The following is a 14,503-nucleotide window of genomic DNA, read 5'->3' as shown; positions in this document are numbered from 1 at the left end:
AACGATAACGCGTGTGTCCTGAATGAACGCGGCGCCTGTGAGTTTTTCGCGAGCAAGCTCGCTCCTACAAAAAGCCTTTACCAAGCGGGCTATCAGCGCCCCTTGATCACCAGATCCGCCGGTGTCTCACCCACCGCCTGCCAGTTCGGTCGATACATCGACTCCACCTGCGGCGGCGGCACGCGGTAGGTGCCTGGCGTCACCGCCCGCGCCAGATACAGCAAATGCGTGGTGCCAGAGCCGTCCAGGTTGATCGCCGCCACATAGCGGTCATCACGAAACTCCTGATGTTTGAGCGACGCGTTCTGCATCGACTCACGCCACTCCTTCACCTGGCTACTGGCGTTCTCCAGGCTCGCCGCACTCTGCGCGAGGTTCTGGTTCTCCAGCTCCAGGCCCGCGGGCAGCAAGTCCACGACCAACGCATCCGGCACCCGTTGCTTGGCGCTCACCGCCACATGCACCAGCACCAGATCGCCGCTGTTCACATTGCGCAGGTTCAGCGGCTGCCCGTTCATGCCCAGGTATTCACGGCGGATGCTCAGGTTGTCGCCGCCTGCGGCCGGTGGCACCTGTGGATAACCGGAAATCGTCAACTGCTGGTACACCGGCGCCTGGCCCTGATTGCTCAGGCTCAGGTCGCTGGACAACTGTTTGCCATCCAGCTCAAGCGTCGACTGCTGATTGTTCAACTCATGCACGCCACCACTGCCGGTGAGCGATACCTGCCAGTTGGCCTCCGGCTGGGCAAAGCCCAGGCGGCCGGCCAGGAACAGGGAATTACGCTCCTGGGTCGACAGGTACGGGCTGGCGGCCAGTTGATCCGACAGGGTGAACAAGCGCTCCTCACGCTTGCCCTTGGCCAGATCATTTTCTTCCAGCAAGGCCAGGATCATCGCCTGGTCACGCAACGGGCTGCCGTAGTCGGCCAGCCACTCATTGGCATTGCGTTGCGCCGCCAAGCCGGCCAGCAGCGCCTGATCGGCACGCGGCTGGTCGCCCATTTTCTGCAAGGCGATGGCCAATTGCACCAGCGGCAAGCCGGAGCGTGCATCGCTGCGCCGCTCGAAGATGCTGCGCAACGCGCCCAATGGCGCCTGTTGGCTGCGCGCCAGGACCATGCCCGCATATGCCTGCACGGCAAAGCGGGTGTGGTCGGCGTTGTCGCTGTAGTCGACTTCGATCAGGTTGCGTTCCTGCACGTAGCGCAGCAGACGCTCACTGGCTTTTTTCAGCGCTTCGGGTGGCACGGCAAAACCCTGGTCGCGGGCGCGCAGCAGGAAGTCAGTGACATAGGCGGTCAGCCAATATTCTTCTTCGCCATCGGCGCCCCACAAACCGAAGCTGCCGTTGTAGCGCTGCATGCCCAGCAGGCGTTCGATACCCAGTTCGATCTTGCGTTTGCGCGCGGCATCCGGCTCGCCCTTGACGCCCAGGCGCTTGAGCAAGGCGTCGTCGGCATACAGCGATGGGTAAAGGCCGCTGGCGGTTTGTTCGAGGCAACCATAAGGGTAAGCCTTGAGCGCACTGATCTGCGCGCCGAGGTTCAACGGTGGTCGGCTCGACAGGCTGAGCAATGCCTGGCGCCCCGATGCATCGAACTGATCCAGCGCGCCCGACGGCAGGCTCCACGGCTGATCCTTGAGGACGGCGCGGTAATGCTTGAGCAGCGCCGGGTACGCCGGACGCACGCCCAAGGTCCATTCACGACTGAACGGCGGCAGGTTTTCGCCCGGCAGGTCCAGGCCATTCACGCTGACCTTGACCTTACCTTGCCCCAAGCCGCCCCAGGCTTTCACCGGGATCCGCAAGGTGGTGCGCTGGCCTTGCTTGAGCTCGACGGTTTGAGCCGCCGCGTTGACCAATTCCAACTGCCCTTCGGCGGTCAGTTGCACATCAAGCTTCTGCGCCTTGCCCGACAGGTTGGAGAGGTCCAGCGCCAGGGTGGTTTCATCTCCCCCGGCGAGGAAACGCGGGGCCGACAATTCGGCAATCAGCGGTGCAGCGATCACGGTCTTGCCTTCGGCCATGCCGTAGCGGTCGTCGCTCCAGGCCTGGGCCATCAGGCGCAGCTCACCGTTGAAATCGGGGATATTGACGCTGACTTCGCCCTCGCCCTGCTCGTTCAACGTCACTGGCGCGCTCTGGAGGGCGACGATGGTCACACTGGTGTCCGGGCGCTTGCCCCCCTTGGCCAACGCCGCGTCACCCCCGAACGCCAGGCTGGCCAGACGGCCCTGGCCGGCTTCGATCAACTGGCCATAGATGTCAAATTGGTCCACACCATAGGCCTTGCGACCGAACAGGCTGGAGTACGGGTCGGGCGTGGGGTATTCGGTGATATTGAGAATGCCCACGTCCACCGCCGCCAGCAGCACATGCACCTGTTTGGGCACGCTGCCGTCGGCATTCCTGGCGGCGATTTTCACCGTCAGCGCCTGCTTGGGGCGCATTTTTTCCGGGGCGGTGAGGGTCAGGCCGAGTTTGCGCTGGGTGCGATCCAGCGGCAGGTGAAGCAGGCCCACCGCGCGTTTGGGGGTGATATTGGCCTTGCGCTCGCCGGGACGAATCACCAGGGCGCTCACATACAGATCATGGCGCGACCATTTCGGGTCAAGCTTCACCGCGAAGCTTTTGCCCTCGGCGGGGACATCGATTTCCTGCCACCACAACGGCCCTTCGCTGGATTCCACCAACAGGTAGCCTTTGCCAGCGGCCGGCGGGGTCACGGTGACGTTAGCGGTATCGCCGTCGCCATAGGCCGGCTTATCCAGCGCCAGCTTGACCTGGTCAGGGCGCACGGCGCCGCCTTCGGTGTTGTCCTGGGCCTGGTAGCCGGCCCAGAAGCGCAGGCTGCTGACCAGCCCGGTCTGCGGGTCTTCGACCTCGACACGGTACGGGCCCCACTCCACCTGGAAGCTGACCTTGGCGGTGTCGCCGGCCTTGATGTCGAGGGTCTGTTCGTCGAGGTTGAGGAATTTTTCGTTGTAGTGATAGCTCCAGCCGTCGCTGTCCGAGTAGTTCCAGTAATAGTCGCGGCGCTCGCGTACCAGGCGCACCTTGAGGTTTTGCGCGGCGAGTTTCTGCCCCTCCTGGTTGGCCACCAGCACCTCGAATTCCACCGGGCCATCGCCATTGGTTTCCTTGCCGTCAAACAGCCCGCGCAGGCCCGGCAGTTGCTCGGCCGGCCAGATCGGCTGCACCAGGCGCCGGGTAATCGGCCGCCCGCCCGACTCCTGCAAGCTGGCTTGCACGATCAGCTGCAGCGGCGACTTGGCCTCGGCCCATTTGCTTTCCAGGGTCAGGGCTTCCTGGCCCTTGGCGTCGAGCACGCTTTCGTCCAGCTCGAAATCCTGGCTCAGCTCCTCTTCGGTGACGGAGCCGAACTGGTAGCCGGGCAGCGACTTCACCGCTTCGCGCAGCGGCCGTACATACACTTGCCCGCTGACCCGATTGCCTGACGCCGGGGCACCATACAGATAGCGGCCGTTGACGTGGATCACCGGGTTATCGGCCGGGCTCAACGCGCTGTCGCTGCCCTTGAGCTCCAGCGCCAGGCGCTCGGGCAGGAAGTCTTCGACAAGGAACTCATACAACTGCGGCTTGCCGTCACCCAGGTCGAACACCAATTGCCAGCGCCCGGTCGGCGCTTCGCCGGCCAGTTGCAGTGAGTATTGATACAGGCCGGAGGCGTCGGCATCCCACACGAACTTACGGCTGACCTGCTCATCCGGGCGGCGCACTTCGACGCTCACCGGTTGCGGCTTGACGGCGTTGCCGTCCTTGTCGCGCAACAGCGCATTGAGCAACACGGTTTCGCCGGGGCGATACAGGTCACGCGGGCCAAACACAAAGAATTGCAACGGGTGTGCGGGTTGGCCGCCAATGTCGAACTCCGCCAGGTCCAACGCCGCGCTGTCGAGGCGCAACAGACTGGTCTGCTCGCCCTGCTTGGCCAGCAGCACCTGGGCCTTTTTCGGCAACGGCAACTCGGCGTGGCCGCCCTTCTCGGTCTTGCCCTGGCCCAGCACACGGCCGTCGGCATCGAGCACCTCGAGGTCCACGCCATCCAGTGCCTTGCCGCCTTCCAGAGCCTGGGTAAACACATCCAGGCGATTGGCGTAGCGGTGCACCGACAAGCCGATATCACTCAAGGTAAACAGCGTGGCCGGTTGCGAGTAGTTGTAGGTGCCCGACGCGCGCATGACCGCCAGGTAAACCCCCGGCTGTTGCAATTGCTTGAGACCGGCAATCGGCAACAACAGGGTTTCGCGGGTATTGCGGGCAGGGTTCAGGTCGAAACGCCCACCGTAGACCAGGTCGGCCATCGGCAGCAGTTCACGCGATTCATAGCTTTGCAGGCTGGTGTTGCGCCCCCACTGCGCCAGGAACGACGGCAGGGATTCGGGCTTGATACGGAAAAATTCGACGTCGATCTTGTCGACGTTCAACGCGATCACCGGCAGGCCCTCGGCCAGGCGCGTCGGCAACAACGTGCCGCGGCTGGCGAAGCCGACAGTGGCTTGCAGGTCGCGTGTTTCCAGGCGAGCACTGTACTCGGCGGGCAGCAGGTTGTTATTCACCGCGCGCACGCCGGGATCAATCGTCAGCACCAACTTGCGCTGCGGCTCCAAGTGGCGCAGGCGCAATTCCATCAGGTTATCCGACAGTTCCCAGGCGCCGTCGACCTTGCCGGACTTGCTGTCTACCAGATGGAGTTTGTCGGCAAACTTCTGCTCCGGATCCAACGGAATGGAAAAGCTCACCGACAAGGTGCTGGCCCCATCCAACTGCACCTCGGACACGTCCACCACGCTCAACTCGCGACCGGCATAGCGCTGCTTCAACGCCGCCACATCCACCGCCGCCTTGGCCGGTTTCGGCGCCACGCTGGTTGCCGCCGCAGGTGCGCTCGGCGCAACCGGTTTATCGGAAGAATCACAGGCGCTCAGCAGGGCCAGCGCGCAAGCCAGGAACAGTCCTTTGTTAAGCATGGGGCACTCGTAGTCAGAGGGAACCGAGGGGTGAACTATATATCAGCGCCGGCCAAGCCGATGTGGCGCTGGTCACATTGACCGACGGAGGGTGGTTTGGTTCTGCGGCGGGTCGAGGGGACGGTTACAATGCCGCTCCACCAAGGAGCCTGCATGCCCACCCTACTGACCGACTGGCGCCACCGCCCCACCCATCGCCGGGTCTGGGCCCTGGCCGCGCCGATGATTCTGTCGAACATCTCGGTACCGCTGGTGGCCCTGGTCGACAGCATGGTCATCGGCCACCTGCCCCATGCCCACCAACTGGGTGCCGTCGCGGTCGGGGCCAGCCTGTATACCTTCCTGGCCTGGGCCATGGGTTTTCTGCGCATGGGCTCCACCGGTTTCGCCGCCCAGGCCGCCGGGCGCAATGACGGGGCGGCGTTGCGGCAAATCCTGTTGCAGGGTTTGCTGTTGGCGCTGGGCCTGGCGATGTTGCTCGGCACAGTGGGTATTCCGCTGAGCCACCTGGCCCTGGAATGGATGCAGCCCTCCCCCGAACTCAATCAACTGACCCGCGAATTCTTCCATACCCGCCTGTTCGGCCTGCCCGCCGCGTTGGCCAGCTATGCCCTGGTCGGCTGGTTCCTCGGCACGCAGAACGCGCGGGCGCCGTTGGCAATTTTGCTGACCACCAACATGGTCAACATAGCCCTCAACCTGTGGTTCGTCCTTGGCCTGGACTGGGGCGTGGTCGGCTCCGCCCGCGCCTCGGTGATCGCCGAATGGACCGGTGCGCTGCTCGGCCTGGCCCTGACGCAAAAAGCCCTGCGTGCCTATCCTGGGCATATTGCCTGGGCCGCGCTCAAGCGGTGGCAAAGCTGGCGCCCGCTGCTGGCGGTGAACCGCGACATCTTTATCCGAAGCCTGGCGTTGCAGTCGGTGTTTTTCATGATCACGGTACAAGGCGCCCGCCTGGGGGATGCCACGGTGGCGGCCAATGCGCTGCTGCTGAACGGCCTGCTGCTCACTGCTCATGCGTTGGACGGCCTGGCCCACGCGGTCGAAGCCCTGTGCGGCCACGCCATCGGCGCCCGCGATCGCCAATCGTTGCGGCGTTCATTGGTGGTGGCCTGTGGCTGGTCGCTGATCGCCAGCGTCGGTTTCGCCCTGCTGTTCACCTTCGCCGGCCACCTGTTTATCGCCATGCAAACCGACATTCCCAGCGTGCGCGAAACCGCCGACATCTACTTGCCTTACCTGGCGCTACTGCCGTTGATTGCGGTGTGGAGTTATTTGCTCGATGGCCTGTTTATCGGCGCCACACGGGCGCGGGAGATGCGCAACGGGATGTTGCTGACCGTGATATTGGTGTTGCCCGTTGCCTGGGCGTTGCAGGGGTTGGGCAATCACGGGCTTTGGATCACGTTTCTGCTGTTCATGGCGCTGCGCAGCCTCACGTTATGGGCGATCGCCTGGCGACTTAACGATCAGGACCGATGGCTCAGCCCCCCCTGAGCACAGTAGGCATCATTGGATTGTTACAAAGCGGCTTGACATTTTCGGGACACAAAAACCACAGAGCACTTGATAGCTGCGTGGCTAGACATCCAACCCCCCGAATTAAGGTCGCCCCTGAATGAACATACTTACGACGCCACCGGCGTCCCTCCTCTCTGCTCCCCCCGCCGAAGCACCGGCGAAACCGGACGAGACTCGGCATTTCGCTGTGCTGGCGGACGATGGAAACGCCAGGATCCGAAGCCTGTCCACCTATGAAACGAATGCCAAAGGCGAGCAGGTCCTGGACATCTGCAGGGTCCTGATTACCACCTACGACCAGGCCGACATTGTCAGTATCAGCGTAGGCGCAGACCACCAGCTCAACGCGCGTATAAATGGCAAAGACTACAAACTCCCACTGACCGCCAATAACGATGCGCACTCGCTGAGAATCAAAACTGCAGGAGGAAATGACCGTATTAACGTCGACGAGCAGATCAACATCGAAATGCACATACACGGTGGCGACGGCGACGATTTTATTGTGGCGAATGGACGTAGGGGCAGCGTAACCGGCGATACAGGCAACGACTACATACGTTTGGGAACCGGCCATGTCGTGGCGTTTGGCGGTGACGGCGACGACATCATGATCGCAGGCGCCGGCAATGCCGTGATATCGGGCGGCAAAGGCAATGACAAGCTGTACGCCAGCTACCCCGCACAAAAGACAGATCTGCGCCAGGTGTACCTCAATGGCGACCAGGGTAACGACGAACTCTATGCGGGGACGGGTAAAAGCATCTTAAACGGTGGACTTGGCGACGATAAACTCGTTGGCTACCGCCAGACCACGATCTATACCGGGGCGGGCCAGGATTCGGTCCACTCCTACGACACTCAGGATCGGATCTACGCCAAAAAAACCGATAGGGTCCACGCCCCCGAACAGGTAACACCAGCCTCAGTCGAATACACCAACGCAGGCAAACAAGGCTTCAAGATAGAGGGCCCCGCAGAATTCGTTGAACGGGTAGAGGACTATCTCGAGCAACTCAGGGGGTCGCCGGCGGGGCAGAAAATGTTTCAGGAAATGGACCGCCTTGCCGAGAAAAATGGCGGGCCGGTGACCATAATGCTCTCCGACTTCATCGCGCTGAACTCTTATCAATTCGCCAATGCGTTCAGCGACAACATACCTGACGGGGAGTATGAAAAATTCCAGTACCGGCCTGAGCTTGGCTATATAAAAGATGGTGTTGCCGGGTCGCCCGCCACACATGCAAAGATAGCCTTTCACCCCGATTACTTCGAAAAGGTCTTTACCCTATCGCCCTTGATTGTGCTGTACCACGAGATGAGTCATGCCTATGACGGCGCCACCGGGCAGTTCATACCAGGCACTTCGCTGATATTTAACAAAGATGGCAGCCCGGCCATGGACCAGGGCCAGCAGTTGCAAGTGGAGAACAGCGAGTATCAAGCCGTAGGCCTTCCAACCAACAGCCAGCCCTTCGATCACGACAACAACCCGCTGACCCCTCCCATCACAACCAACCCCTGGCCATTCAACGAAAACGCCCTGCGCGCAGAAATGAACGTACCGCTGCGGGATCGATATGACGTGGAGGAGCCCCCACACATGGTTTAGGAGGATAGCCGCAGACGCTGCCAATCCCCCCGTTAAAGACCAATGGGTGTCAGGAAGACAGGTATGAAGACCGCGTCAGCCCCAGGCGCAAGGCATCGAGGAACTGCGTGCGCTCAGATGCACTGATCTTCGCACTCGCGCACTTGTCACGGTAATGCGTCATCAGTTCCTCCGGCGACAAATGCACGTAGCGCAGCATGTCTTCGATGGTGTCGTGGGTCTCGATACCGGCGCTGTACACCGAACCGTCTTCACGCTGGTAGATATTCACCGAGTCGGTGTCACCGAACAGGTTGTGCATGTCACCGAGGATTTCCTGGTAGGCGCCGACCAGGAAGATACCCAGCAGGTAGTCCTCGCCATCGTTCAAGGCGTGCACCGGCAGGCTGGTCTCGATGCTCTGCTCGTCGACGTATTGCTTGATCTTGCCATCGGAGTCGCAGGTCAAGTCTTGCAGCACGGCGCGGCGCAACGGTTCTTCGTCAAGACGGTGCAGTGGCAGGATCGGCAATACCTGGCCGATGGCCCAAGTGTCCGGCAGGCTCTGGAACACCGAGAAGTTGCAGATGTACTTGTCGGCCAGCTTGTCGTTGAGCTCGTCCAGTACCTGGCGATGCGAGCGCTGGCGGGCTTTCAGCGAGTTGTGCAGGCGGCGGCACACGGCGAAGTAGCACTGCTCGGCCAAGGCTTTTTCGGCCAGGGTCAGCTTGCCGTCGGCGTATTGGGTGGCCACGTCGCTCATGTAGTGGGTGGCACGCCAGTAAGTCTCGGTGACCATCTCGATGTCGGTCGGGCCGAGCAGGTCCACCAGCCACTGCACGGTTTCCGGCAGGTTTTCCTTGTTCTCGATCACCGGTACATCGTCGTTGTGCTTCTCGACGTCAGTGACTTGCACCACCAGCATGGCGTGGTGAGCGGTCAGGGAGCGGCCGCTTTCGGAGAAAATGTTCGGGTGCGGCAGGCTCTGCGCATCGCAGAATTCCTTGAGCATGCCCACGACCACACCGGCGTAGTCGTCCATGTCGTAGTTGATGGAGCTGGCGTTACGGGAGTGAGTACCGTCGTAGTCCACGCCCAGGCCACCGCCCACGTCGATATGGTCCACCGGCAGGCCGAGGTTACGCAGTTCGCCGTAGTAACGAATGGCTTCCTTGAAGCCGTGCTGGTAATCGGCCAGGTTGGCAATCTGCGAACCCATGTGGAAGTGCAGCAGGCGGATGCCCTGGTCCAGGCCGGCCACGCGGAAGCGCTCGACCACCGACAACAATTGCGCCGCGGACAAACCGAACTTGGACTTCTCGCCACCGGTGTCGGCCCACTTGCTCGACGCCAGGGACGACAGGCGCACGCGCAGGCCGACCTGTGGCTTGACCTTGAGGTTGGCGGCTTCTTCGATCACCAGCTCAACTTCGGACTCTTTCTCGATCACGATGAACACGTTGTGGCCGAGCTTCTGGCCCATCAACGCCAGGCGAATGAACTCGCGGTCTTTATAGCCGTTGCAGACAATGGTGCCGCCCTTCGGTGCCAGGGCAAGCACGGCCAGCAGCTCCGGCTTGGAGCCGGCTTCCAGGCCGATGGACACATTCTGGGTGGCGATGATGTTTTCGATCACCGCTTCCTGCTGGTTGACCTTGATCGGGTACAGCGCGGTGTATTTGCTCTGGTATTCCAGGCGTTCGATGTTCGAATCGAAAGCACCGGTCAGCTGGCGCACGCGATCTTGCAGAATGTCGGGGAAACGCACCAGCAGCGGCAACGACAGGCCGCTTTTGCGCAGTTCGTCCACTTGCTCGTACAGGTCGACCGGCGTGCTGTTCGGGCCGTTCGGACGGACTTCAACGCGACCGGCTTCATTGATCGCGAAATACCCGGCCCCCCAATGGCGAATCCCGTAAACACTGCGGCTGTCCGCAACTGTCCATTGGCTGCCATCGTCTTTGCGTGTGCGTCGTACGGACATCGAAGTCCCCTATAAATGAAGGCGAAGGCGCTGCCCCTCGTGGAGGCAGGCGCAGTCTAAAGAATGAAAATGACGATTTGCCTGTAAGGGAGGTAGACCCCACTCGCAGGACAGAGTTTAGACACAGGTTGCGAAGAGGCTTTCAGCCGCCGGACTTCTTGGCCTTGTAACCGAGCTTGATCAACTCGGCCAACAGCAACTCGACGTGATCGCCCTGGATTTCGATGACGCCGTCTTTCAACGCGCCACCGGTTCCACAACGCTTCTTCAGCGTGGTAGCCAGCTCCTTGAGCGCGTCTTCAGCCTGGGGCACGCCGGTGATGGTGGTCACCGTCTTGCCGCCACGGCCTTTGCTCTCGCGGCGCACGCGGGCAATGCCGTCGCCTTCGGGGATCAGGGTCTGTTTACAGGTACACGCGTCCACGGGCTGACGACAGTCCGGGCAGTGTCGACCTGCGTCGGTGGAAAATACCAGGCCACCAAGGGCGGCGAAGGATGCGGCTTTTTTGGCCACCGGCAATCCTCTTGGGAGGACAAAGACTGATCGGCGCGCCAGGCGCCACCGACCGCGAAGCCCCACTCAGGCAGGGGCAGCGCTACCGACCCGCCAAGGTCACGCTCCCCACCTGTAGGAGCGAGCTTGCTCGCGAAAATCGTCAACGATGACGCGGGCATTCTGAATGCACGCGGCGCTCTTGAGTTTTTCGCGAGCAAGCTCGCTCCTACAGTGATCCCAGGGTGAAACAATGGCGGTTCGGGTGAAAAGTCGCGCAGTGTAACGGCAAAAAGCCGACTTGCTAAGAGCCAAATGGCGCCAATTTATACAACTTTAGCGACGCAGGGCCAGATAGCGGCGCAAGCCCTCCTGGGCGTCCGGGCAGTAGGGCTTTTGTTCCGCTTCCTGCAGGACCGTTTCAATCGGCAAAAAGCGTGCTTCCATGACTTCTTCGGGCTGCAATTGCAGCGGGCCGTCCCACACGGCGGAGTAGGATTTGCACCAGAGGCGGCTCTCGCCATCTTCGAAGTAGAAATGGTCGTGCTCGGTCAACGCTACCCCGCTGACGCCCAACTCTTCCTCCAGCTCGCGAGCCGCCGACAATGCATAGGACTCACCGGCCGCGACCATGCCCCCCGCTGCCGTGTCCCAGAATCCGGGGTACAGGGCTTTGCTCAGGGTGCGCCGATGCACACACAACTCATCGGCCGAATTGAACAGGAAGATAAAAGTGCAACGGCCGATCAGGCCGCGCTGGCGAAGGTCGGACCTGACGAGGTGGCCGAGCAGATTGTCCTGCTCGTCAACCCAGCAGATCAGTTCGGCATCAGAGGCCGCACGGTGCGCGGCCTCCTTTTGAGTTGCGTCCATCATCAACCCTGGTTGAGTAACTGGCGCAGATCGATCACCGCCGCATTGGCCCGGGAAATGTAGTTAGCCATGACCAGCGAGTGGTTGGCCAATACGCCAAAGCCACTGCCGTTAAGAATCATGGGGCTCCACACCGGCTCCTGCGACGCCTCCAGCTCACGAATGATCTGGCGGACGCTGACGGTGGCGTTTTTCTTGGCCAGCACGTCGGCAAAGTCGACTTCGATGGCGCGCAGCAGGTGGGACAGGGCCCAGGCCTGGCCACGGGCCTCGTAGAACACGTTGTCGATCTGCATCCAGGGGGTTTCCACCACTTCTTCATCAACCTGCGGCACTTCACCGGGCGCCAGGGCTTCGGTTTTCAGGGCGGTGTTCAGCTTGACGCGGCCGACACTGGCCGACAGGCGTTGCGACAACGAACCCAGGCGCGTGGCGACGTCGCCCAACCAGTTGTTCAAGTTATCGGCGCGGGCATAGAACAACGCGCCCTTCTGGTTCGGGTCAGACAGGCGCGCCTCATAGCGGCTCAGGGAGTTGATGCCTTCCTGGTATTCCGACTCGCTGGAGGGCAGCACCCAGCTCTTGTTGTCGAAATTGAAGCGTGGCTCGGCCTTGGCCAGGTCGCTGTCTTCGGCCGACTGCGATTGCGAGCGGGCGAAGTCTTTACGCAGGGCGCGGGTCAGGTCGCGCACTTGCACCAGCACGCCGTATTCCCAACTGGGCATGTTGTCCATCCACAGGCCCGGCGGGAAGCGGTCGTTGGAGATGTAGCCACCCGGCTTATTGAGCAAGGTGCCGACCACGGTCTTCAGGGTTTCGACGGTGGTAAAGCCCACCACCATCTGCTTGCCATCCTTTTCGGCGGCGATTTGCGCATTTTGCTGGACCGGAAACAAGGCCGGTTCTTCGCTCCAGTACCAACCCAGGGCACCGGTCACGACCAAATACAGGCCAACCAGGGAGAGCAAGGCCCGACTCATCAACAGGTTACCCAGGTAGCCGCGGCGAGCCGACTTGGGCGCAGGGGCCGGGCCCTTTGCGCTGCCTTCACGGTTTTTCCAGTCCAGCATGGCGATATCCTTTCAATCACTTGAGTTCATGCACTTCTAATCGACGGCGTGCGTTCAAAAACTACGACCACAACCCTACCCCATCGTGCCAGCGCGTGCGGCGCTTTTAATCAAACGGGCGGTTGGCGAACTTCCGACTATAAAGGATGCACGCCATTTCCGCTGCGCGACTAATAGGTCGGTAACTGAATACCAGGGACATGCAGTTAATTGACGTATGACACTCATCGAACGGAAAAGAGGTGCTAGCATAGAGCCATCAGTTCGACCTCAGCATGCACCCTAACTAGTAGTCAGGATATGACCGAGCCAGAAGATCCCAGCCGTGAGCGCCTCAAGCACCATTTTGCCCAGCGGGTAATTCATCAAGCACGTCAAATTCTTGAGATCTGGCAGCGCCTGCAACGCAGCGAATGGTCCAGCGCCGACCTTTCCGAACTCAGCGAAGCCAACCTGCGCCTGCTGCGCTTCGCCGAGCGCTTCGAACAGCCGGAGCACGGTCAACTGGCGCACCATATCGGCGAGTCACTCAAGGCCGTGGACGAAAATCGCGGCCGCCTGAGCAGCCAACTGATCACCGAACTCAACCGCTTGATGCAACGTCTGTCCCGCACCGGCCTGCGCCAGGGCGACCAGCTGGAACAAACCTTCCTGCCGCCGATGCGCAAGCCGATCTACGTAATGCTGGCCGATCATGACCGCGCCGAACGCCTGGCCAAGCAGCTGGAGTTCTTCGGTTTGAGCGCCCAGTCCCTGGACAGCGTGGCAGCGTTCCGCGCATGCATGGCCGACCGCCTGCCATCGGCGATTGTGATGGACGTGGATTTTTGCGGCCCGGGCCTGGGCCTCCAGTTGGCCGCCGAAGCCCAGGAAGGTCTGGAGCAAAAGCTGCCGTTGCTGTTTTTCAGCCTGCACGAAACCGATACCCCGACCCGCCTGGCGGCCGTACGCGCTGGCGGCCAGGAATTCCTCACCGGTACGCTGGAAGCCTCGAGCCTGCTGGAAAAGATCGAAGTGCTGACCTGCGTCGCCCAGTACGAACCCTATAAAGTGTTGATCATCGACGACTCGCGGGCCCAGGCCCTGCACACCGAGCGTTTGCTCAACAGCGCCGGCATCGTCACCCGCACCTTGATCGAACCGATCCAGGCCATGGCCGAACTGGCGGACTTCCAGCCCGACCTGATCATCCTCGACATGTATATGCCGGCCTGCACCGGCACTGAACTGGCCAAGGTGATTCGCCACAATGACCGCTATGTCAGCGTACCGATCATCTACCTGTCGGCCGAAGACGACTTGGATAAACAGCTGGACGCCATGAGCGAAGGCGGCGACGACTTCCTCACCAAGCCGATCAAGCCGCGCCACCTGATCACCACGGTGCGCAACCGCGCCGCCCGTGCGCGCAACCTCAAGGCGCGGATGGTGCGTGACAGCCTGACCGGGCTGTACAACCACACCCACATCCTGCAATTGCTCGAAGACTGTAGCTTCCGCGCGCGCCGCGAGAACAAGCCGTTGAGCTTCGCCATGCTCGATATCGACCACTTCAAGCGAGTCAATGACAGCCACGGCCACCCCATGGGCGACCGGGTGATCAAGAGCCTGGCGTTGTTTCTCAAGCAACGTTTGCGCAAGACCGACTACATCGGCCGCTATGGCGGTGAAGAATTTGCGATTGTCATGCCCGACACCGACTTGGAATCGGCCTGCAAGGTGCTGGATGAAATTCGTGGCCGCTTTGCCGAAATTCACTACCCGGCCCAGCCACAGGATTTGTGGTGCACCTTCAGCGCCGGGCTGGTGGAGCTGTGCGACGGCTCCGACAGCCTGATGATGGCCGCCCAGGCCGATGAAGCGCTGTACCGCGCCAAGGACGCCGGGCGCAATCGCGTACAAGCGGCGCGCACATCAAAGCAAAGTGCCATCTTTTCACCGGAATCCAGTGATTCCGTCATAACTCTGTAACGCAAA

At 61.4% G+C, this 14,503-nt stretch carries 8 protein-coding genes and 1 pseudogene; 4 read left to right on the top strand and 5 right to left on the bottom strand.

From position 1 onward, the window contains the following. Positions 1-92 precede the first annotated feature (92 nt). Complete coding sequence (locus P2T68_RS04635) at positions 93-4,994, bottom strand: alpha-2-macroglobulin (RefSeq protein ID WP_277379104.1); 4,902 nt, start codon at positions 4,992-4,994, stop codon at positions 93-95. A 153-nt stretch (positions 4,995-5,147) separates the two neighbouring features. Between P2T68_RS04635 and P2T68_RS04630 the strand changes: the two genes are divergently transcribed. Next, entirely contained in the window at positions 5,148-6,491 is a 1,344-nt protein-coding gene (locus tag P2T68_RS04630; protein ID WP_277379103.1) for an MATE family efflux transporter, read from the top strand. A gap of 121 nt (positions 6,492-6,612) precedes the next feature. Further along, positions 6,613-8,127 carry a M91 family zinc metallopeptidase gene (locus P2T68_RS04625; protein WP_277379102.1) on the top strand — a complete coding sequence of 505 codons (1,515 nt, stop codon included), beginning with the start codon at positions 6,613-6,615 and terminating at the stop codon, positions 8,125-8,127. Positions 8,128-8,176: 49 nt separating this feature from the next. Here the strand turns inward: P2T68_RS04625 and speA are convergent, their stop codons facing one another. Together speA and P2T68_RS04615 are read right to left on the bottom strand one after the other, a co-directional pair. Continuing rightward, positions 8,177-10,090, bottom strand: coding sequence for an arginine decarboxylase (gene speA / locus P2T68_RS04620; RefSeq protein ID WP_102625555.1), 1,914 nt, complete (start codon positions 10,088-10,090; stop codon positions 8,177-8,179). Positions 10,091-10,232: 142 nt separating this feature from the next. Beyond that, positions 10,233-10,604, bottom strand: coding sequence for a translation initiation factor Sui1 (locus P2T68_RS04615; RefSeq protein WP_277379101.1), 372 nt, complete (start codon positions 10,602-10,604; stop codon positions 10,233-10,235). A 126-nt stretch (positions 10,605-10,730) separates the two neighbouring features. Here P2T68_RS04615 and P2T68_RS35155 point away from each other — a divergent pair. Continuing rightward, a pseudogene (locus P2T68_RS35155) lies at positions 10,731-10,820 on the top strand (outer membrane lipoprotein carrier protein LolA); the annotation flags it as partial. 99 nt (positions 10,821-10,919) lie between these two features. Here P2T68_RS35155 and P2T68_RS04610 read toward each other — a convergent pair. Together P2T68_RS04610 and P2T68_RS04605 are read right to left on the bottom strand one after the other, a co-directional pair. Next, on the bottom strand, positions 10,920-11,456 hold the full coding sequence (locus P2T68_RS04610) for an NUDIX domain-containing protein (protein ID WP_041160831.1): 537 nt from the start codon (positions 11,454-11,456) through the stop codon (positions 10,920-10,922). Positions 11,457-11,458: 2 nt separating this feature from the next. After that, positions 11,459-12,526, bottom strand: coding sequence for a DUF2333 family protein (locus P2T68_RS04605; protein ID WP_024073174.1), 1,068 nt, complete (start codon positions 12,524-12,526; stop codon positions 11,459-11,461). Positions 12,527-12,826: 300 nt separating this feature from the next. On the opposite strand from P2T68_RS04605, the gene P2T68_RS04600 reads away from it, so the two are divergent. Next, positions 12,827-14,497 carry a PleD family two-component system response regulator gene (locus P2T68_RS04600; protein WP_024073173.1) on the top strand — a complete coding sequence of 557 codons (1,671 nt, stop codon included), beginning with the start codon at positions 12,827-12,829 and terminating at the stop codon, positions 14,495-14,497. Positions 14,498-14,503 lie beyond the last annotated feature (6 nt).

Origin of the sequence: Pseudomonas sp. G11 (assembly GCF_029457515.1) — a bacterium.
Classification (GTDB): Bacteria; Pseudomonadota; Gammaproteobacteria; order Pseudomonadales; family Pseudomonadaceae; genus Aquipseudomonas; species Aquipseudomonas gorinensis.
Note: the sequence above shows the minus strand (reverse complement) of the source record. Positions and strands in the feature narration are given on the sequence as shown.